General features: G+C 57.4%; 23 protein-coding genes and 1 tRNA gene. 9 read left to right on the top strand and 15 right to left on the bottom strand.

Annotated features, from left to right (window positions below; translation table 11 throughout):
- Positions 1-288 precede the first annotated feature (288 nt).
- Together OKW29_RS40460 and OKW29_RS40455 are read right to left on the bottom strand one after the other, a co-directional pair.
- The gene (locus OKW29_RS40460; protein WP_429295019.1) at positions 289-2223 is read right to left on the bottom strand and encodes an ATP-binding cassette domain-containing protein; all 1935 of its coding nucleotides are present in this window, start codon (positions 2221-2223) and stop codon (positions 289-291) included.
- Between the two features lie 169 nt (positions 2224-2392).
- Complete coding sequence (locus tag OKW29_RS40455) at positions 2393-2794, bottom strand: DUF4399 domain-containing protein (RefSeq protein WP_429294819.1); 402 nt, start codon at positions 2792-2794, stop codon at positions 2393-2395.
- A 307-nt stretch (positions 2795-3101) separates the two neighbouring features.
- On the opposite strand from OKW29_RS40455, the gene OKW29_RS40450 reads away from it, so the two are divergent.
- The 7 genes from OKW29_RS40450 to OKW29_RS40420 all read left to right on the top strand — a co-directional run bounded on the left by OKW29_RS40450 (position 3102) and on the right by OKW29_RS40420 (position 7858).
- Complete coding sequence (locus OKW29_RS40450; protein ID WP_184009557.1) at positions 3102-3293, top strand: rubredoxin; 192 nt, start codon at positions 3102-3104, stop codon at positions 3291-3293.
- Between the two features lie 235 nt (positions 3294-3528).
- Positions 3529-3603: transfer RNA gene (locus tag OKW29_RS40445), tRNA-Arg, on the top strand.
- Positions 3603-3740, top strand: a complete 138-nt coding sequence (locus OKW29_RS40440) for a hypothetical protein (protein WP_429294818.1) — start codon at positions 3603-3605, stop codon at positions 3738-3740. The genes OKW29_RS40445 and OKW29_RS40440 overlap by 1 nt, the downstream gene beginning before the upstream one ends.
- Before the next feature lie 412 nt (positions 3741-4152).
- Complete coding sequence (locus OKW29_RS40435; protein ID WP_429294817.1) at positions 4153-4746, top strand: trypco2 family protein; 594 nt, start codon at positions 4153-4155, stop codon at positions 4744-4746.
- 15 nt (positions 4747-4761) lie between these two features.
- Entirely contained in the window at positions 4762-6366 is a 1605-nt protein-coding gene (locus tag OKW29_RS40430) for a trypsin-like peptidase domain-containing protein (RefSeq protein WP_429294816.1), read from the top strand.
- A 150-nt stretch (positions 6367-6516) separates the two neighbouring features.
- Positions 6517-6999, top strand: coding sequence for a hypothetical protein (locus OKW29_RS40425; protein WP_429294815.1), 483 nt, complete (start codon positions 6517-6519; stop codon positions 6997-6999).
- Positions 7000-7279: 280 nt separating this feature from the next.
- Positions 7280-7858, top strand: coding sequence for a recombinase family protein (locus OKW29_RS40420; protein ID WP_429294814.1), 579 nt, complete (start codon positions 7280-7282; stop codon positions 7856-7858).
- Between the two features lie 662 nt (positions 7859-8520).
- Here OKW29_RS40420 and OKW29_RS40415 read toward each other — a convergent pair.
- From OKW29_RS40415 to OKW29_RS40380, 8 genes are all read right to left on the bottom strand, one after another.
- Positions 8521-9594: a hypothetical protein gene (locus OKW29_RS40415; RefSeq protein WP_429294813.1), complete on the bottom strand. Its 1074-nt coding sequence runs from the start codon at positions 9592-9594 to the stop codon at positions 8521-8523.
- Positions 9595-10281: 687 nt separating this feature from the next.
- A complete protein-coding gene (locus OKW29_RS40410; protein WP_429294812.1) occupies positions 10282-10794 on the bottom strand; it encodes a hypothetical protein in 513 nt (170 codons plus the stop codon).
- A 69-nt stretch (positions 10795-10863) separates the two neighbouring features.
- A complete protein-coding gene (locus tag OKW29_RS40405) occupies positions 10864-11907 on the bottom strand; it encodes a hypothetical protein (RefSeq protein ID WP_429294811.1) in 1044 nt (347 codons plus the stop codon).
- 352 nt (positions 11908-12259) lie between these two features.
- Entirely contained in the window at positions 12260-12472 is a 213-nt protein-coding gene (locus OKW29_RS40400) for a helix-turn-helix transcriptional regulator (RefSeq protein ID WP_429294810.1), read from the bottom strand.
- Positions 12473-12727: 255 nt separating this feature from the next.
- A complete protein-coding gene (locus tag OKW29_RS40395) occupies positions 12728-13975 on the bottom strand; it encodes a tyrosine-type recombinase/integrase (RefSeq protein WP_429295018.1) in 1248 nt (415 codons plus the stop codon).
- Positions 13976-14286: 311 nt separating this feature from the next.
- Positions 14287-14487: a hypothetical protein gene (locus tag OKW29_RS40390; RefSeq protein WP_187611044.1), complete on the bottom strand. Its 201-nt coding sequence runs from the start codon at positions 14485-14487 to the stop codon at positions 14287-14289.
- Complete coding sequence (locus tag OKW29_RS40385; RefSeq protein WP_184065570.1) at positions 14484-14966, bottom strand: hypothetical protein; 483 nt, start codon at positions 14964-14966, stop codon at positions 14484-14486. The genes OKW29_RS40390 and OKW29_RS40385 overlap by 4 nt, the downstream gene beginning before the upstream one ends.
- Positions 14959-15726, bottom strand: coding sequence for a hypothetical protein (locus tag OKW29_RS40380; protein ID WP_184065567.1), 768 nt, complete (start codon positions 15724-15726; stop codon positions 14959-14961). Before OKW29_RS40380 ends, OKW29_RS40385 begins: the two co-directional genes overlap by 8 nt.
- 421 nt (positions 15727-16147) lie before the next feature.
- On the opposite strand from OKW29_RS40380, the gene OKW29_RS40375 reads away from it, so the two are divergent.
- Positions 16148-17086, top strand: a complete 939-nt coding sequence (locus tag OKW29_RS40375; protein WP_429294809.1) for a class I SAM-dependent methyltransferase — start codon at positions 16148-16150, stop codon at positions 17084-17086.
- 24 nt (positions 17087-17110) lie between these two features.
- Here OKW29_RS40375 and OKW29_RS40370 read toward each other — a convergent pair whose 3' ends face one another.
- From OKW29_RS40370 to OKW29_RS40350, 5 genes are all read right to left on the bottom strand, one after another.
- The gene (locus OKW29_RS40370) at positions 17111-17950 is read right to left on the bottom strand and encodes a hypothetical protein (protein ID WP_429294808.1); all 840 of its coding nucleotides are present in this window, start codon (positions 17948-17950) and stop codon (positions 17111-17113) included.
- Positions 17951-18030: 80 nt separating this feature from the next.
- A complete protein-coding gene (locus OKW29_RS40365; RefSeq protein WP_429294807.1) occupies positions 18031-18435 on the bottom strand; it encodes an acyltransferase family protein in 405 nt (134 codons plus the stop codon).
- A gap of 7 nt (positions 18436-18442) precedes the next feature.
- The gene (locus OKW29_RS40360; RefSeq protein WP_184009513.1) at positions 18443-19150 is read right to left on the bottom strand and encodes a glutathione binding-like protein; all 708 of its coding nucleotides are present in this window, start codon (positions 19148-19150) and stop codon (positions 18443-18445) included.
- A 129-nt stretch (positions 19151-19279) separates the two neighbouring features.
- Positions 19280-19501, bottom strand: a complete 222-nt coding sequence (locus OKW29_RS40355) for a hypothetical protein (RefSeq protein WP_184021431.1) — start codon at positions 19499-19501, stop codon at positions 19280-19282.
- 229 nt (positions 19502-19730) lie between these two features.
- The gene (locus tag OKW29_RS40350; protein WP_184065553.1) at positions 19731-19922 is read right to left on the bottom strand and encodes a CsbD family protein; all 192 of its coding nucleotides are present in this window, start codon (positions 19920-19922) and stop codon (positions 19731-19733) included.
- Between the two features lie 203 nt (positions 19923-20125).
- Here OKW29_RS40350 and OKW29_RS40345 point away from each other — a divergent pair, with 203 nt between their 5' ends.
- Complete coding sequence (locus OKW29_RS40345; protein ID WP_429294806.1) at positions 20126-20452, top strand: hypothetical protein; 327 nt, start codon at positions 20126-20128, stop codon at positions 20450-20452.
- The last annotated feature ends 277 nt before the right edge of the window (positions 20453-20729 follow it).

The raw sequence follows: 20729 nt of genomic DNA, 5'->3' as shown, positions 1-20729 counted from the left end.
TTCCGTTGGCGCGCTCGAATGCCGGAGATGGACGCACAGCCCGCCGGGGAAGCCTGTTCGCGGGGTATTGTACTGATTTCGATCACGGCGGCAATTGACCCCGCGCTGAATTGGCCGACTGGATAAGGCGCGGCGGGCGTTGGGGGACATGCAATGGAGGATGGACGGCTCGCAGGACCGCCGGCGCGATAGGTATCGGCGGAAAATGCACGGGCGCGCGCCGGCTGAATTTCGGTGCCGTGCGCGGCGGCGCTTTCTGTTGTTTTTGTGCCGGCCGCGCACGCCGCGTTACTTGACGCGGTTTTCCAGCTCGTCCCAACGTTCGAGCGCGAGCATCAACTCTTCGTCGATCTCGGCATAGCGCTCGGTCAGACGCGCGCCTTCGCGTGCATCTTTCGCGAACACCGAGCCGTCTTCGAGCTGCGCGCCGATTGCCTTCTGTTCGGCCTCGAGGTCGGCAATCATTTTCGGTAGCGCCTCCAGTTCGCGCTGCTCCTTGAACGACAGCTTCGCGCTGCGCTGCGCATTGCGGCCCGACGCGCTGTCCTTCGGCGCCGCTTCTTTCGGCGCTTCCTTGCTCGATTCTTTCTGCGCTTCGAGCGCGAGTTGCTCCGAGCGATCGCGCTGCGTCTGCCAGTCCGTGAAGCCGCCGACGTATTCGCGCCACTTGCCGCCGCCTTCCGATGCGATCACCGACGTCACGACGTTATCGAGAAAGGCGCGGTCGTGGCTGACGAGCAGCACCGTGCCGTCGTAGTCGATCAGCAGTTCTTCGAGCAGTTCGAGCGTCGGAATGTCGAGGTCGTTGGTCGGTTCATCGAGCACCAGCACGTTGGCCGGGCGCGCGAACAGGCGCGCGAGCAACAGCCGGTTGCGCTCGCCGCCCGACAGCGACTTGACCGGCGAACGCGCGCGCTCCGGCGCGAACAGGAAGTCGCCGAGATAGCTCATCACGTGCTTCTTCTGGCCGTTGATTTCGACCCACTCGCTGCCGGGGCTGATCGTGTCCGCGAGACTCTTTTCCAGATCGAGCGCCGCGCGCATCTGATCGAAATACGCGACCTGCGGATTCGTGCCGACGCGCACGTTGCCCTCGTCCGGCGCGAGTTCACCGAGGATCAGCTTCAGCAGCGTGGTCTTGCCCGCGCCGTTCGGACCGACGAAGCCGATCTTGTCGCCGCGCATCACCGTGGCCGTGAAGCGATCCACCACCGCGCGCTCGCCATAGCGCTTCGTCACGTCCGTCAGTTCCGCCACGATCTTGCCGGACTTCTCGCCCTGACCGACGTCGAGCTTCACGTTGCCCTGCACGTTGCGGCGCTCGGCGCGCTCGTTGCGCATCTGCACGAGGCGTGCGATTCGGCCGACGCTGCGCGTGCGGCGTGCCTCGACGCCCTTGCGAATCCACACTTCTTCCTGCGCGAGCAGTTTGTCGAACTTCTCGCTCTCGATGCGCTCGACTTCGAGCTGCTGCGCCTTGCGCGTCTGGTACGCGGAGAAATTGCCCGGATACGACAGCAGCCGCCCGCGATCGAGCTCGACGATGCGCGTCGCGACGCGGTCGAGAAACGCGCGATCGTGTGTGATGAACAGCAGCCCGGCGCGCAGCGACACCAGCAGGTCTTCGAGCCAGCGGATGCCGTCGAAGTCGAGATGGTTGGTCGGCTCGTCGAGCAGCAGCACGTCGGGCTGCACGACGAGCGCGCGCGCGAGCGCGGCGCGCTTCTGCATGCCGCCCGACAGCGAGCCGACACGGGCTTCACCGTTCAGGCCGATCTGCTGCAGCGTGGTCGCGACGCGCGTGCTCCAATTCCATGCGTCCGCGGCGTCCAACGACGATTGCAGCGTGTTCATGCGCGCGAGCAGCGCGTCGTGTTCGGCGCCCTCAGGCGTGTCGGCGAGCTGATGCGCGACCGCGTCGTATTCGTCGAGCAGCGCACGCGCCTCGGTGAGTCCGGCGGCGACCGCGTCGAACACGGTGTCGTCGGCGTTGAACTCGGGCTCCTGCGGCACGTAGACCGTGCTCAGATGCTGCTGACGCGTGACGAGGCCGTCGTCGGGTTTGGCCAGATCGGCGACGATTTTCAACAGCGACGACTTGCCCGCGCCGTTGCGCCCGATCAGCCCGACGTGCTCGCCCGCTTCGAGCGAGAAATCCGCGTGGTCGAGCAGCGCGACGTGACCGAACGCGAGCTGCGCTCCGGTAATGGTGTAAAGCGACATGGGAATGGGAGAAGACAGCGATGAGTCGGAACTGCTCATTGTACCGGGCGCAGGGCCGGTCGCAGGTATGCCGGGCGGGAACATCCGTGCGATGAAGCGCGCGACACAGTGTGCAACGCGATCGGCGCGGGCCGGCGACGCGCGCCGGCCCGGCCTTTCAAGCAGTTGCTTACTTGACGTGCACCGTGATCGTCTTGCTCATCTCCGGCCCATACGAGCGGTGCGCGCCGTCGCCGAATTGCAGCGTCAGCGTATGGTCGCCCGGCGGCAGCGTCAGATCGGTTTCAGTCTGGCCTTTGCCGAAGTGCAGCGACTTGTCGGTCGCGGGGACGACCTCGCCCTTCGGCAGCGGCTTGCCGTCGATCAGCAGGTGATGATGCCCGGTGCCGTCCGTCAGCGTGCCGGCGGGCGCGATCTTCATGCCGTCGAGGCCAAACACGACGTGCACCGGACTGGTGACGGTCGCGCCGTCGGCCGGTTGCACGAAGGTCACGCCCGCCGCCTGCGCCACACCCGACCCGGCGAGTAGCCCAGCCGCCGCGACGCGGACCAACCATCGGTTTTTGAACATCGTTTTCTCCTTTGGAAACGAAACCCGGCGATGCGGCGCCGCCAGCGGCCTCTCCGAGACCGATCGTCGCAATACGTGCGAAGCGCGCGCCACATCTGTCCAATCAGATAGCTTGCAGGTCAAAGCGTACACGGCTTGTGTGACGAGGCCCGTCGCGCGAACCCGGGCTCGCCGCAGAGGCGTTGGGGCGGCGCCGCATCGGTCGTCTGCGGCTGATTTGACAAATTCCGGTAATATTGCGGGTCGCCGCGCCGCCCCATAAAGGGGCAGAGCAAGCCGGCCATTGCATTGAACGAGAGAGCGTGTCGTGAGCGAAGTAATCGAAGTGACGGAATTCAAGAGCTGGGTCTGCCTGATTTGCGGTTGGATCTACAACGAGGAAGACGGTCTGCCCGAAGAAGGCATCGCACCGGGCACGCGTTTCGCCGACATTCCGGAAGACTGGCGCTGCCCGCTGTGCGACGTGGGCAAGGCGGAGTTCGCGGTGGTGGAGTTTTGACAGTGAGATGAGCTTGGGGCGATAGGCGCGGTTGCGTGCGCTTCGCCAGATGCTCAGGTGGTTTGCGCGGCCCGGCAGGCGATGTCTGCGGGGCCGTTTGTTTTTGCGGGATTTGTGCGTGGCGCGGGCGGCTGCTGGCTTGGCTCTCCTTTTGCCCGCGCCGGTTTGATATACTCTGCGCTCGGTGGTCAGTCTGGACTCACCGAGTCCTCGCCGATCTGTCCGGCCCGGTCCTCTCCCTGTAGTTCAATGGATAGAACAAGTGCCTCCTAAGCGCTAGATACAGGTTCGATTCCTGTCAGGGGGACCATGAAAGCTTCCGAAGCCGTTCAGAAAAATCCAGAAAACCCCGCCATGGCCTGCCTGGCGGGGTTTTTCATTTCCGACAATATCCGATTGCAGCCATTTACAGCCGGGGGTATCTGGGGGTATTTTAGGGGGTATTGAGATACCGTACGCGTTTGATACCCCCATGCTCTGACAGGAATCATATTTGCATGGTAACCATGTGAATCGTATGAGTTTGTTGTTGTGCTGGAAAATAAATACCCCCTAAACTACCCCCGCAGGCGATTCCCTACCGGGGCGCGTCTGAAGCATCGTAACGTTAGAGAACCTACCCGAAAGTGAAAACTGCGCCATGAAAGTGAAAAACTGCTCTCACAGATAGTGAAAATCGGGCGTTCATCCAAATCAACCTCGTAGCCGCCACATCGTCACAGAGGTCCAATTCCCGATATACCCCGCAAGGATTGCTTGCTCTGTGGAATGTCCTAGACTGAATGGGGAGCACAGAGGTCCGAGCGGCATCAGTGGCGTTGCGGCGAATAGCCAAACAGCACGGTGAAAGGTGGAAAAAATGAGAAAGCATCTTGCAGTTATCTTCACATTTTTTTTTCTTTTGACCGTCTTTTCCATCGCAAAATCCGATGAAACGTCCGATAGTGGAAGCGTAGAAATTCGGACTGTTCTATCCCAGATTCAACAGGCGTTGGCAAATGTACAAACTACTTTGGCAGAGAGTAATTTGCCGCCCCTAAGTGAGGTAACTCTCGACCTTCAGACGGTTGTCAAAGTAAAGGGGAGCGGCAGTGCTAGCTTATGGATTGTTACTGTTGGTGGTTCTTTGGAGAAAGATAAAATCCAGCAAATCGTCCTTTCGCTGGTCCCGCCAAAGCCGGGAAATCCGAAAAACGTAGCTGCGGAAACACTTACTCACGCTCTTGAGCAGGCTATTGTAAGCGCGGCGCAAGGGGTGAAAGATGCTAACAAAGGTGGCGTTCCATTGCGTCCATCAAAACTAAGTGTAACGCTTCAATTCACGGTTGAGGGCAACGCAAACGGGGACATTGGGACCAAAATAACCCCAATAACGGCCGATTTTAAAGGTGACCTAACGAAGACGGCAATTCAAAAACTAACTGTTAATTTTGCGTTTCCTGACAAGAAATAGCGACCGAGTTAGATTATGAAGCCGACTCGACGTGGAAGTATCATTTTGGCGATCTTGGCTAGCGTAATTTTCTCAGTCGCCCATGCCGAGTGTGGGAATTTCGAGCCGGAGACGATTGGCGAAGATGCGTTAAAAACCGAATTTGGTGATGCGGTTTTGCTTTTAAAGATAGGGGATGCGGATGTTGGAACGGGATACATTATCGATGCAGAGCAAGGTTATATTCTAACGGACGATCACGTCGTCAATACGTTGTCACCTGGTCAAAAAATTTATGCGATAAGTCCAGCTTTTCCACAACAGCAGTTGGAAGCGAGCGTAGTCAAAACGTTGAAAGCGCCGGTTGATCTTGCCCTGCTAAAGCTGGTGACACCTCTCAAGAAGAAAGTTCGACCAATTGATATCACTTTGCGTGGACCTCGAAACGCTGAAACCCTATACGCTATGGACTATCCACACATCGGCGATCAGCCTTCTGTCTTCCACGAGCAAACGGTGAAAGTAGTAGCGTTCCCTGATGGAAGCATCGAGGTTTCGCGGGCCTTGGCAATGGGTGGCGACAGCGGCGGACCTTTGCTTGATCCCTCAGGTAGCTCGATGGGAACTTGCCGACAAGAGGTTGGAATTGGCGCAACAGCGGCGAGATATGAACCGATGAGTCAAGGTGAAACGCTGCTCGATCAAATCCCCCTATCACCACGCATGAGTGAAATTGATGATCGTTTAAGGTCCGGGAAAATCAGTGAAGAGGAATTGAAGAAGGACCTTGTCAAAAAACAAGACAATCCCACAAATTTAGAGTTATACGTGTGGAGTCGACAAATTATAAAAAATAAAAAGGATTACGGGGCAAGCGCGCAGAAGCTCATTGATTGTCCGTTGGTTCATGCTTTGATGCATCGTGGAATGGACGATTTGGTCGTGCCGCTGGCGAGCAGTGCGATTGCTAAAGATATGGCAGATGCTAGTTTCCATATCGCAAGTCGGGAGGAGGCTTTTGGGCATTCTGAACTGTCTATACAATATTCAACTCGTGCACTTGAAGTCTACCGAAGTGCAAAAGACAAAAACGGTGTGATTAACGCCGAATTGCTGCTCGCGCAAAATTATATTGATAATGGGAACGTGCTTGCCGCGAACAAAAATATATATGCAGTACTGGGAAAGGGTAATTTTTCAAGCCTTCCAACCAAGGAAAAAGGTGAGGCCTGGTATGCGGCGGGCTCGCTCGCCGCGAGTCAGGGAAATGTTAGCCTAGCGATACAACGATATGGAAAGGCATCTACATTGTTTATCAAGAGCGGGGACTATGGCAAGGCGGCAGACGCCCTGAATGGCTCCGCGGACGTAAAATTCAGAGCGGGAGAATATCAAGCTGCTCAGCGAAATATATCCGAAGCGGCGTCACTTTATCAGAAAATAGGCGACAATATTGGTGAGTCGCGATCAGAGTTTGCGCTTGTGAGGATGCAAAACGCCGCAGGCCTTACTTCCAAGGACGAAGAGACTCTTCGGAACTATTTAAATTTTGAGTCCGGTAGTAATCAGACACCGGAGGCTGTGGATATTTTGAATCAATCTACCGGAGTGTGTTTCACAGTATCCTGCGCTCGTAGATGACTGATTCGGGTAGGTACGCAGGACAGTTGCAGGCAAGCAGTGCTTGACCAATCCACCCAAGTTAAGAAATAGATCTTTCAGCAAGGCTTTTGCGTCGTGGATTTGTGGGGGTTTCGAGCGGGGTTTCCGTGGCTTTGAGATGCCTGGTCGATGACGGAAGGTATGGCGTGCGATGAGGGCCAGGGCGTCCGCCAGCGAGGTCGCCGCGGCTTGCTCAAGCAGCCGGTCATTGAGCGCCGGAATGGCGGTCGTGGCGAGTTTGGCGCGCGCTTGCGCGAACGCTTGCCCCGATACCTGGCGCAGCAATTGTGCCTGTTGCTGCAGATGGGCGAAGAACTCATCCAGTTCGGTCCGGACGCTCTTGCGCATGCCGGTGAGCATCAATGCGATCAGTGCCGGCAAGGGCAATTTGCGACGACGTTGCAACGCCGTGGGATGCTCGGGATCGCAAGCAAGCTGACGAAACTGGTCAGTCTGTATATGGGCGGCGAGATCGGCAAGCAGAGTGGAAAGAGACATGGGGCCAACGAAGATCAAAAAGATCCTCATTGGCCGTCGCCCTGCTGGCGTCGAAAAAGACGCCAGCAGGGCGACGGCCGCGCGAAGTTGGCTTCACGTCAAGTGTTTTTTTAACTTTCCGGCGCAGCAGACGCGCTTAACTTGGGTGGATTGAGTGCTTGACCACTCCGTCAGGTCTTATTGCCGCTACGGCGACGTATCAAAAAGATACTTCACAGAGCACGTCTGCTTGGAGCTTTTCCTCAATCGGGGGTATTCGGGAGTAAATGTTGGTAATGAATCGACCGTTTTCTTGCCGGGTCAGAACACGTCGGAAATGCGGAAATAAAGTCCTTGTTTCTAGATTTGTTTCCACATGATATTATTTCCACGTTATCTTTCCACTGAGCGCGCCATGTCCAAGACCTTTCTTTACGCCCGCGTCAGCACCAATGAGCAGACGACCGCGAATCAGGTTTTGTTGGCCGAGAAGGCGGGTTACGTTGTCGCTGATCGTCACGTGTATGCCGAGACGATCAGCGGCACGGTCGCGGCTACGGATCGGCCAATGTTTGCCAAGCTGGTCGGCAAACTCGACGAAGGCGACAAGCTTGTGGTCACAAAGCTGGATCGACTCGGGCGGAACGCGCGCGACATAGATGCGACGGTTGCGATGTTGCGAGACATGAAGGTTGCAGTCATTGTGTTAGACCTGCCGGTCATGGAGGTGACGAGTGCAGCTGGCGATCTCGTAATGCGCATGTTTGCGGCGTTCGCTCAGTTCGAACGCGATCAGCTGGTCGAACGCACGCACGCCGGTCTCGCACGGGCCAAGGCAGAAGGTAAGATTTCGGGTCGTCCGTTGTCGCTGACGGCCACGCAACGCGCCGAAATCAAAGTGAAGCTCGCGGCGGGCGCGACCGCGCGCGGACTCGCGAAAGAGTATGGTGTGAGCCATCCCACCATTACGAAGGCCGCGGCCCACATCGAGTAATTGGCCAGACTTTCGCTGCTCCCGTGAATGGATGCGACGGTGGATCGATGCAGCGTGAGGCCCAATACCTCCCGATAGCCTAACAACGATTCATCATGTTGATCCACCCGGGTCGGATTTTGCTCGTGTAGGCATATCCATTGATTTGTTACCGAGATTGAGCCTTCGGTGTGCGGGCGCAAACGCGATTGCTTCAAATAAAGTGATGTGCAAGAAGCGTCTAGTCGTAACGCGCCGAGGCCGGACTCGCCGCTAATGGGCAACTGCCGAACTTCCCCGGCCATGACCGGTCTTCGTGGGACTGACGCCGAACGTCTGCTCGGAGCGCAGAAGCCGCCTCAACCTACCCGCCGTACCCAGATAGCCTGCACGGGGATGCGTGCAGGTCGCGTGCGGACTAGCCGTAAGGCCGCGCGTCCTCTTGTGCGTAGGCACAGCGACCTACTGCACCGGTTGACGCGTGGGCTGCAATTGACCGCGTGTATTGACCTGACGCGCGCTCTAGTACACCGCAGCTCTCGTTGCGGAAATCCATCAAATAAAAACGCCCGCAAGGGATTTTAGCTTGCGGGCGTTCCAAAAACTGCGCTACGGACATGCAACGTTTAGCGGGCCATGTCCGGCACCGGACTACGCCCCGGCCCATTGCCTCTGCCTGACTATCAGTTTTGTGCCGTATCCACGCGAGCCGCCACGTTCCCGGTTTGCGCAATGAGTGCCATCGTATTGGCCTGATACGTGTACCAAGTATTCAGGCACGCAACATCGTTGCAATGCTTTTCCCGGAAGTTCCATTGCCCCCGCAGTCTTTCTTTCAGAGCATCCAAATCGGTCGGGTTAATTGCGCTTTTGGCTGCGGCTACCGCGTTGGCAAGCTTCACGTCGGCGCTAGCAAGTGCGGGCGTGTGACAAATCAAATATTCATTCTGCGAGTGGCTTTGTCCGCAGTCAAAACTCGTTCCATAAACCTGATTTGGATTCGTGTTGAAATCCGTAGCAGCGTCTGTCTGTTGAGCAGCAGGGGGTTCTGTAGACTGAACCTGTACTAGCGGTTGCTGCTCCTGTGCTTGTGCCGCGTCTGCCCCAGTCGCCATCTGCGAAGAAGCCTCAGCCGCATTGGCTTGTGGCTGAGTGCTGTCCTGTTCGACGTTCGCAGCAGGCGCGCTGTTAGCGCTCTCTGGATTGGCCTGCGGTACCGCAGGCCGGGCAGTTGTATCCGGAGTCGTTGACTGTTCGTCATGCGACCGAAACCTTATATGCGACGAACCTGGAAAACCCGACATCAAGGTAGCGAAGATCGCGAACGCACCGACCGAAATAATGATGACCAGGCGTTCAGTCACGCGGGTGAGCTTCGGCTTCTGCCCGGCCAGTCGAAACGCCGAGTCCTCGTTGCAGTAATTCACCTGTGCAAACAAGATGCACATGCTGAGGAAGCTGAAGGTACTGAACGGCAGGAACGCGCCCCACAGTGCCGCAAATCCAACGGCTAGACCGTGGATGTCGTCGTTGTGGAAGACCATGCCAATACCTACGCCCGTCAGAACCAAAAGCAGGTAGTGGGTTGTCAGCATGACCCAGCGGCGCGTGTACATCAGGTGCGCACCGACTGAACCCAGGAAAAACCATAGTACGTAAGCGGCGAAAGCAGAGCGGGTCTGTGCCTGGTGGAGATTGCGGTGGAATGCGTGCTCACCGATGGCTTGCGCCGCGGTCGGCAAAGTATTTTCGTTCATATAGTTCGTTGGCTTCTTTTCAGTTGACTAAAATTTGATTGCGGCCCTGCCGCAATAACGGCAACAAGAAGCCATTTCTTTAGCCTTGACGTGATCCACGTCCCAAGTATCCATTAAAAGCCGGAACCACTCTGGGATTTTTGGCCGCAACATATTCGCCTTGGGCCGCGGTCATTGGTCACGTTCATTCCCATCCTTCATGGAGTGCGAACGACGGGTTGCTGAAGTAGGATTCATATAGGCGAGCGTCTAGATGATCAGAGCGCGCTCGCAGACAAATCAAGCCGATTCTAAATTTGGGGAATCACCGTGACTTTCAGCGATGCTTGGATCGACTCAGTCGACGATCAGGAGTTTGCCGCTTTCTTGGCGCAGTCACCGCGCTTTCGCGTTCTCCCTCCGCCCCCAAGTCCCTATTGGATTAATCACGTACGGGGGTGGGCAAAGAAGGAGGGCGTAGCGGTAAAATACCCAACCGACGACGGTCTGGAGATACACGTTCTGGTCACGAGGCGGCAATTGATGCGGTTCTTCGATGACATGTTTGGGCCGTTGGAATCAGGCGTCGATTGCACAGCCTTACGCGAGTACGTTGTTAGCAAGTGCCGAGACGGCTGCACCTACTTGATCGCTGCCGACGAGTTTTAGGCTGAACGCGTTTTGGTCGTGTAAGTCGCTGATTGCGCGTCACGACCACGACAGCATCCGTTGCTGGGTGAGCGTGACATCGATCCACAGTCCGCCGACCATCAGCGTCCTGTCCCAGTCACCTCGATTTTTATGGTCGAATAGGTCGTGGAACAGGTAGCAAAAATGGACGTCGGTAAGCGGGTGCTCGGCACCAGCGTGCAATTCATCCCAGTTGGTCAGGCGAAGGTCCTCGGCGCACTCTTCGATGAGCAAGATCGACGCATCTAGCTCCGCCACGATATTGTCATCGTCGGCCTTGAAGTCAGGATGGCCGGCGCGCAGAACGCATGTGACTTTCGCTTCGATCTCAACGTCCTCTTGAAGATGGTTATCGAAGCGATGACGCCTGACTCCGCCCGCAGCGTAGTAGGAGGATAGACACTGTTGCGCGCGCTGACGAATCCAGTATTCCGCATCTGTCAGTTGCTGATTGAGCTCGCGTATCCGAGATAGTTCACCGGTACTGAGGTCCGTGAGTTTCCGCTTTCTAATCTTGATAGGTGTTTTCACTCTTCCTCACGGTAGCCGACCGCGATAGGTCGTAGCAGTGGCCTGCTTCCCAACGCGTGACGAAACGCTTCAAATGGCGGCAAGGTTGATAATTTTTGGCTTGTTGAATGAGCTACGTGGAAATAATCCTGATTCCCGTAGCGCTAGGCAAGCATCGGCCCACAATTCGTCGGGTTGCCACCATAACGCCTGCCGCGACTGCCAAAAGGCTCGAACTTCCTTTTCATGGGGAGTTCCCTTGAATTGGGCGAGCGCAGCTCTGACGCCATCTTGGCGGCACATAGCCAGAAACGCTTGCTTCACCAGTCGGTGCAAATTTACTTCCCCTTGGCTGAGATCGGCGAAATGGAACCTCGTAAATCGGTTTGGTAGGCTCTCAAGTTCCCAGAGACGGAGGCCGCGCATCTTCCTTCCTCGAATTTCGACACGCATCATGTCCGGTGCATCACGATTACGATGCACCTGTCTGATGGCGTTCTCGTGCAATTTTTCGCTTTTGTCGCCGTTCTTTGCTAAGTCGCGGAGGGCCGCGTCAACCCGTTCCACGCGTTTGTCGTAAACTGCGGATAGGTAATCGCTGCTCACGCTGCCAAAATTGTATGTCTCAATACGAGCAGAACCGTCGATACGTTTTCCAAAAACTGTTCTGCGCTGCGAATTGCTGTAGCTGACCAGCATGCCGTCGAGATTCGCGTAAAGAATGTCGACTGCCAGGTCGATCCGATTGAGCAAAGGATTCAGCCAAAGCTTCCGGTGCTTGGCACCGATCAACTGCGCTATGACGTCGTGGAGATATTCAGAATCTCCGTCACGAAATTTCGCAGGATTGACTGAAATCCGAATACCCCCGTTCTGGCGTTCAGGTTGCACTGCCCCGATCTGGACGAATGCAGAGCGTTTCGGTTCGAAGGGAATAAAAATATTTTCGATATACCGGTTTCCGTTAGGGTATGCGCGATTGCATACCCCTTGGGCAATCGCATCGCGAATGCGTTCTCGAACTGGAGAAAGCAGCCGATTTTGCTCTTCTTTTGTCGAGTCGGCAGCCCACTGCAATACAAAAGCAAGGTTGTCAATAACAGGTTTTTGAACGACAGGAAGTGGTTTCTTCATACCTTCACTAGTCAATGTGAATTCTGTCTGGATCGATCTCTATCCTGATGCAGGAGAGAAATGTTATCTTGTTGGAGTCTGTATTTTCTAGCCGATGCCAACATAGCTGTTACCCAATTATTAGAGCAGTTACCTCCTTATTAGCAGTTACCCCCTTATTAGTTACCCCCTTATTAGAGACTTGCAGAGGTGTCGAAGAGGATGGTGACACGTTGCAATCGAGAGGAGGTAATTTAGTGGCCAATAAACGGCCTAGATGCACTCGACATCTGATCGGATTTGACAGTAATGTTAGAGTATTGCTATCAAAAGACCGGGAGCATTGCGAGAAGCCACGCTCCCGACGCTCCTGTCAGCGGGCTTCGATTCGGTCACGCAACCAAGCTTCGATGGAGGAGGCCGACCACCCGACGCATCGAGCCGTCAATCTTATGGAATGCGGGAATCTATTTTCGCGCATGGCCGCGTAAATTGTTGAGCGCCCAAGCCCAGTCCGTCGCTTCACGTCGGGCAGCCGAAGAATCGCGAGTTCGTTTGGTTCGACATTTCTTGCGTTGGGAATCATTTCGTACCTCAGGATATTGACAAAAGTCGGTCACCCTCAAGCGGGGTGCCTTACTTTTGTATTTACTGAAGCAAAGTTGATTCGCGCTTCGGAATATCGAAGATTTTTTTCGGGGGTACTTTTCTCCCCGCAAGCGAACCCCGCCGTTCACAGAGAGCACTTCGTCGTATATATCGCGCGCGATGTATACGCGCGCGCGCATTTGATCGACTCGGGCGGCAGCTAACCGAGGCGTCGGATAGGCGGGCAAATAAATTACGCTCTCGCCTCAACACTGCGGACAAATTCGTCCGCGCCCGTGCGGGCCGCCTCAACATGGTCGGCCCAGCGCTGCATCATTTGACGGCGTTCTTGCAGGTATTCGGCGTGGACATAGGCTGCAGTGACCTGATTGCGTTCAGCGTGCGCTAATTGGCGGTCCACAACATCACGTGAGTAGCCCATTTCGCGGAGCGCTGTCGCCGCTAGTCCTCGGAAGCCGTGGCCGGTCATTTGGCCCTTGTACCCCATTCGATAGAGCGCGTAGAGCATAGTGTTGTTTGATATGTGGCTCCGGCTCTGAGGGCTATAGAAAACGAAGTCGCGCGTACCGTTGAATGTGCGCAGTTGTGCAACGATGGTGAGCGCTTGCCGGCTGAGCGGAACGATGTGCGGTGTGCGCATTTTCATCCGCTCGGCGGGGATGCGCCATTCAGCCGAGTCGACACTGATCTCGTCCCACGTTGCACCAATCAATTCAGTGGTGCGCACAAACGTTAGGGCCATGAACTCCAGTGCCAGTCGCGTTACTGGCTCCCCTTCGTATGCGCCGATGTCCGTCATCAGCTGCGGCAGTTCTGCCGCTTTTACGCGGGCCATGTGCTGCACAGCGGGTCCCTTCTTGAGGATGACCGCGGAATCTATCTCACTTGCCGGATTTCGAGTGCACCGACCAGTCATGATGCCGTACTGGAAGACCGAGCGACAACGCTGCAGGATACGCTTGGCCGTTTCACGAACACCGCGCGCTTCAATCGTCCGTATGACCTGCACGAGATGGTGCGCTTCGATTTCGGTTATGGGACGGCGACCCAGCGTAGGAAACACGTCGATTTCCAGCGAAGCGATGACCTTGTCAGCGTAGACGCTCGACCACCCGTCTTTCTGTCCAGCGAACCACTCCCGCGATACGGCCTCGAAAGAGGTCGCCGCAGCCAGAATGCGCAGACGTTTAGCCTCTTTCTTTTCTTCTCCCGGATCGGTCCCGCGCGCCAAGGCCTCGCGCGCCTCGTCGCGCTTCTTACGTGCCGCCGCCAATCCGACCTCTGGATAAACGCCAAGCGCCAGCAACTTCTCTTTTCCGGCAAATCGATATTTGAGACGCCACCACTTCTTGCCACCAGCGGTCACAAGAAGGAACAGGCCGCCGCCGTCGAACAGTTTCAAGGGTTTCGAATCGGGCTTTACGTTCCGGATGGGCGTGTCAGTCAGGGGACCAGATTGGCCGCAGTATCTCCTGAGAATGTCCAGAAAAGCCCCGTATGCCTTGCGCTGTGGGGCTTTTTGCTGCCATCTTGCCCACGATAGCCCAAGACAAACCAGATTTTTTTGGGGTATTGGTGGGGATATCGCCGAATATCCCAAAAATCGATACCGCCACGCCCTGCGCAATCAGATTGCACCGCCTACCGAACTCCAAGGTCGCTAGGCCAAGCTGACTGAACAGCCCTACCATCTTGCCGATGGCAAAGGGCTCTATCTTCAGGTGATGCCGAACAGTTCGCGCTACCGGAGGATGAAGTGTCGGTTTGACGGAAAGGAAAAACTCGCTTCGTTCAGTCCGTCGAGACTGGCTCGCCATCGCCTGAAAGCAATTCCGAGAGATCTTTGGCGCGTAGGCGCCGCATCGCCGTCTCAATCTTCTTGTCGTAGCGTCGATCATCGGGATCGTGGCCAGCGTGCGCCTTGCGCGCGTACTTCTGCACGAAGCAACCAAGCTCGCCAGTCAAGCGGGCACGCTTTCGATCGGCATTCACGAAAACGACTCGGGTGCAATCTTGCCGCCTTCAATCACGAGGTGTGCGGCATCAACGCCCGGCGCGAAGAAGCGCCAGTCCTCATCATCTTCAACGCCGTCAGGGATCACAACAAGGCTGTATCCTCGGGATAACGACACGTCCACGCCGCCCGCATCGTCTGCCGATACGGCCTCGACCTCGATAGGCCCTTGTCCTACGAGCGTTTCATGCAAGCGCTTGGCTGAGTCGTGCGCCTTTTCATCGACGCCACGCAGATCATCGCGGGTCGCAATAGTTTTGCCCTCGCGCTCTAGCTTCCACGCGCATTGCACGTGAAGCGCCCACGCCCCGTCCTCACGATCCCTGCCTCTAAGCGTGTACCGCCTTTGCGGGCCAAACTGCATGGTGAGCATGTCTCCCGCGTGACTGACCCAGCTCACATCGAGCCCGATGAGTGCGGAAAGACGCGTTGTTATTTCTGTCTTGGTATCAGTCATCACCGCCTCCAAACAAATCCTGCCCACGTTCCAGCATCTCGTGATAGCCGAGGCCCTGCTTACTTATGTCGTCGTGAAGTTGCCTCGCCTGATCCTGATTGAGTCGCAACGCCTTTACGACGGCCTTGAACTGCTTGTTTTGCGCCTGATTATTACGCGGCGTGCCCTCCGCGCCCGCCAACTCCACCGCATCAACGCCTGACATAGCCTCGCTGTATTCGAACGCGTGCGCATCGCCCAACGGCGTTGATACCGGCATGGCAATCGTTCCATCGGGCAACACGTCGCCCGGGCGGGCGAACCAGATCGCGAGCCCATCTTCGGCGGGCAGTCGCGGCAGCACTGGACGCTGGAAAGAACGCCCGGCACTCACGACAGGCAGCGCACGCCTGAATAGCTGCGACGGCGTGACGGTCTCGTAGTACGGTCGGATATTCTGCTCGATAGGCGCAGCACCTCCGCGCGAGGTACGCGGCGTGGACACGACTGCGATCACATCGCCACGCTCGACGGCGGTCTGTAGCGCCCGGGCAATCTGCTCTGGGGCAGCGCCATTCGCATATGCGCCGCTGCGCGTGTTGCGGATGAATTCGACGAGCCCCGCTAACTGGCGCGCATCGCGCGTGAGTTCCCGCGATCCTGCCGAGGTAATGAGCTGACGGCCGGCACGCGCCTCGTTGCTCAACGCACTACCGCGATACTCCTGTCGCGTGTAGAGCGTGCAGCACCGATGCGTTCCGACTTCGAAGTCAATCGCCATCTGTCTGTAGCCCCATCAACATGCGCCCCCTCCAGATCGATTTGAAGGGGTTATACGTAGCACAAAGCCGTGAACGGAGCGACAGATCCGACACAATCGATGACATTCATTCGCGCGGCGGCCTGCCACGCGGCACCACGCACGGCAGTGCATGCGTCAAAGCAACAGAAAGATAGTGAGCGAATTTGTAGTAGGCCAAGGGGACCAAGCGCCCAACCGGCTGCCAGGTCCGCTCTTAAAAGCCCCGCACGCCTTGCGCTGTGGGGCTTTTTGTTGCCGATCCGCCTTCCGCGCGGGATCAGAGCGATCCCTACACTTCACGCGAACCACCCGTTCGACAACCCCGGAAAATCAGGCGCTCCCGGAAATCTCAGATCGCTATAATCTGCGAGCCGACTTCGAAACGTTTCCGAGGACCGACATGGATCAAGCGCTTGAATGCGTTACCGCGTTGAATTTTTGTGAGCAGGCCTATCTCGCCGCAAATCCGGACGTCGCTGAGGCTGTCAGGCTCGGTGCGTTACGATCGGGAAGATCGCATTTTGAAGTTTTCGGAAGCGCCGAAAGTCATCGCAGGCAAGATGCACAGGTGGCGGCCCAATCCAGGCAGGAACGAAGAAAAAGAATAGCGTCTGTCCTTCGCACTGATATGCCATTTAGCGACGACGGAAAATTCTTCGATTTTTTGTCGCCCGATCTGCGCTCTCAGTTCGACATTTACGACTCGGAACTGGCCGGAAGCAATCTGTACGATCAGGATGCACTGAGTATGATCGAGCGCCATCCGTCAGGGATCATTCTGGATTGTGGGGCCGGCAGCCGTCCCGCGATCTACGAAAACGTGATCAATTTCGACATCACCAACTATCCATCCACCGATGTGCGAGGTGTCGGCGAAGTTCTGCCATTCAAAGATGCATCGTTCGATGGCCTTCTGTCGTTGAATGTCCTCGAACATGTGAAGGACCCATTCACTGCCGCCAAAGAGATTCTTCGCGTGTTGAAGCCAGGAGGCGATCTGGTCGTGGTGGTTCCGCTCACTCAACCTACTCACGGCTACCCGCATCACTACTACAACATGACAGCCGAGGGGATTCTCAACCTCTTCGGATCTGCGATCAATGTCGAACGTGTGTACGTACCGGAATCGACATCGGCCATCTGGTCGATTTACTGGATCATGAGCGAATGGGCCGATGGTCTCGACGAGAATGCGCTGAAGGAATTCAAGGCGCTCACGGTCGAAGAAATTCTGCAAGGACCGCCGACGTTGCTGGATCGATCGTTTGTGAAGCAGCTAAGCGCAAAAAAGAATCTCGACATTGCGAGTTCGACGACGGTGATCGCGAAACGCGTTTGAGACGACGCCAGTCCAGCGGCTCCATTATTTTTGCATCGGCCGACGGACACTTTGCTCGTATATCGAAGGATCGACGACGTTCATCTGATCCTTTGGGCGTTCACCAAAAACTCGCTCGAAGTCCTCGGGACCCAGAATGTCAGCAGCGTCGTGGAGAAAAGACGAATAGGCCTGGTTCAGCTCCGAGGCGGACGGAACATCGCTGCCCTGCGGGGCATGTTGCAAACGCTCGACCCGCACCATAAATGCGCGTCGATGATTCATCAACGACTTGATTTTCGCATCCGCGTCGGGACCCTTCAAAGTCGCCTGAAGATGCTCCTGAAAATCGTCGACATCGGATTCCTGATGTCCTGGCTTCATCGCGTCACTCCCGCTTGGTGTCGAGCACTGAATCTTCTTGCTCGCCCATGCAGCATGCTGCTTGCCGTATGGTCCGAAGATCGCGATGCTCAACCAGTAGCCCCTGGACATGCGGACGGTAGCTGGAGCCGCTCCACCGCTGCCGGTCGCCCAAAGAATCTGGTTTGACAGCTGATGGCATACACCATCGCGACCATAGCTGAATATCGTTCCACGAGCGGCCGGATCGATGTTCGAGTCCACATCGGGCTTACATAGACAACTAGCATAAAGCAGATTTGCCGCGCCGGAAGCCAAAAAACCATCCGCACTGACCGGCGTCCCACCTCGGGCGTGGAAGCTGCCCCAGCTGTACCAATAGTGCTCGCCCGCGATCAGGACGTCCGCCAGCGCTGGGTAAATCTTCACGCGGCTGTCGTAGGTCGTCACCCATGTATGGTCGACCACGGAACCCTGGAAATACGCCGGAACGGACCACGCGAACAATGTAACGGCGCTCATTGCTTCACCTTTTCGTCCGGTCGCATCACAGCGCTGTCGCGCGATTCTCGCCCGATAAGCCGGTAAGAACTTTACTCACCTCAAAGGTTATACGCGCTCAGTGGTATTAATTTCAAGGACACGAAAAACCGTCGAAGCACCAGAAACGACGACAGCGCATGCCAGGCGCTCACGCGCGCATGACCGAACGCTTCGGAAACGCCCGGCACGAACGCGACGAGCGCGATAAACAACGCGGTGAGAATCCAGTAGAGCGGCACGACCCGCGCGATGCGGGCGCATATGAACGAGCGCGCCGACTGGATTCCCGGGGGCAAACCCAGAGTCACCAGCGCCATCACGAAGCCGGAGATCACGAAGAAGACGTCGACGCCGATTTCGCCATAGCGCGACACGCGCGGAAAAACATGGACGAGCCAGCCATGCGCGGCAACGATGCCGTCGGTATGAAACGCGACGACGCCCAGCGCGGCGAGCGCGCGCAACAGGCCATCAAGCCGGCCGCTGCGGAATATTCAGGCCGCGCACCACCGCCGGACGCTCGACGAACGCCGCCAGCACGCGCCGCACGTTCGGGAAGTCCTGAATGCCGACCAGTTCTCCCGCCTCATAGAAGCCGACCAGATTGCGCACCCACGGGAAGATCGCGATATCGGCGATCGAATACTGATCGCCCATCACCCATGTGCGTCCTTCCAGGCGCTGCTCCAGCACGCCGAGCAGCCGCTTCGATTCGGCGATGTAGCGATCGCGCGGACGCTTGTCTTCGTACTCCCTGCCGGCGAATTTGTGGAAGAAGCCGACCTGGCCGAACATCGGACCGATGCCGCCCATCTGGAACATCACCCACTGGATCGTCTCGTAGCGCCCGGCGGCGTCCTGCGGGATCAGCCGGCCGCTTTTGTCGGCGAGATAAATCAGGATCGCGCCCGATTCGAACAGCGGCAGCGGTTTGCCGTCGGGACCGTTCGGATCGAGGATCGCTGGAATCTTGTTGTTCGGGTTCAACGACAGAAACGCCGGCGTCATCTGATCGTTGGTATCGAAGCGCACCAGATGTGGCTCGTACGGCAAGCCGGTTTCCTCGAGCATGATCGAGATTTTTACGCCATTGGGCGTCGGCAGCGAATAGAGCTGAATCCGGTCCGGATGCTCGGCCGGCCATTTCTTCGTGATCGCGAAAGCGGATAAATCGGTCATGGGTTCGGGTCGCCCTATGGGACAGAAATTGCAAGACCGCCCAATATAAACCGACTCGCCACAACGCGTGCGAGGCCGCGTGAAGACCCTACAAACGCTGCGGCAACAGCGCCGTTCGCGATCGGCGGTTCACCACAAGTCCTTCGTCGCCGTACCCGCGCGCACATTGAAGCCCTCGCGCCACAGCGCCGCGCCGACCGTCAGCAGCAGCGTCTTTTCGGTGCTGTCGAGCAGTTCCCACGCGGCCGCGAGCCACGTCGCGAAGTTCGCGCAGGTCGCTTCGAGATCGGGCGGCGCCTTGCCTTCCAAATACTGCCGTTCGAACATCGAAAGTATCTTTTCGGGTGTCATTGGCGCGACCTCCTGATGGGATTGCGCCAAGTCTAAAGGGCTCGCAGCGCGTGCGGAATGCCGATCATCGCGATCACGGGTTACTCCCAGGCCGGCCGCCGCGCCAACGTCAGCCGTGACCCAACTGGTGAAATCGGACGCGTCGTGTCCGACCTGCGCCGTACAAAAAACAAAGGCGCCGCGACGATCGCGACGCCTCCGCCGTTACGGCAACCTGCACCAAACGGGTTCAGTGACGACCGCGCTTTGCATCGTCCTTGGCGTTTTCCTTCGCATCGCCATAGGCCTTCTGCACCTTGCCGGCGCCCTGCTGCAGGTCGCCCTTGAGTTCCTTCGCAGGGTCGTTCGTGGCCTTGCCGACGGCCTCGTTGACCTTGCCCTTGACCTGCTGGCCAACGCCCTTCACTTGATCCTTGTTCATGCTCGGCTCCCATATGCGTAGTCGACGGAAATGCCGGCGCGGTATTCCGCCGGTGTGTGGGAAGCAGCAACGGCCGTTCCCGGGAGCTGCTCCGCGCGCCGGGCCGCGGCACCGACGAACGCCGACGCGCGATCGGGCAAATTTTTTATCAAAAGGCCTAAAGTCTCGCCGCGCACTGCCGTAAATGCGCTCAGGGAGGAGTCATGGACCGCACGGACACTACGATTTCGGGATCATCGCATGCTGCGTTGATCGACCACGACATCGCGCACATCGCGCGGGTGATGCACGTATCGCTGCGCGGCGATTTCGGCGGTCCGATCCTGCCAGCCACCTATTGGCGCAAACGACTGACCGCGCTGGTCGACAGCGGCCAGCTTTCTACCGCCCAATTGGACAAAGTCGACAGCCTGCTGCTGCAACTCGATCGGCTGGCCTCGACGCCGCTGCCCGAATGGGAACGCTTCGCGCCCGCGCCGACCTCGCGATTCGAGCGGGCTGCCCCGGTGAAGAAGGTGAAGTCGGCCTGACCGCGTCCGCATCCGCCCAACCCGCTGCACCCGCACGCGTGGCGCCAAGCCGGCACGCCGCTCGTCTTGCGCGCCGCAAAAAAAGCGGCCGGGCACGAGGTCGCGGCCGCCAACACACGTCGCAACGCCGGAAGCCAGCGTCACGGGACAGGCGTATATCCGCATTCGTGACAGGCATGTTTCGCCGCAGACAAACGCAGCGGCGCGACGTATCGCGAAAAATTCCTGATCAATCGGCGCCAACAATAGGGAAAGGGGACGACCTTAGGTCATAATG

The organism is Paraburkholderia sp. CI3, assembly GCF_050436505.1.
In the GTDB taxonomy this organism is placed as follows: domain Bacteria; phylum Pseudomonadota; class Gammaproteobacteria; order Burkholderiales; family Burkholderiaceae; genus Paraburkholderia; species Paraburkholderia tuberum.
This window is presented reverse-complemented; position numbering and strand designations above follow the sequence as displayed.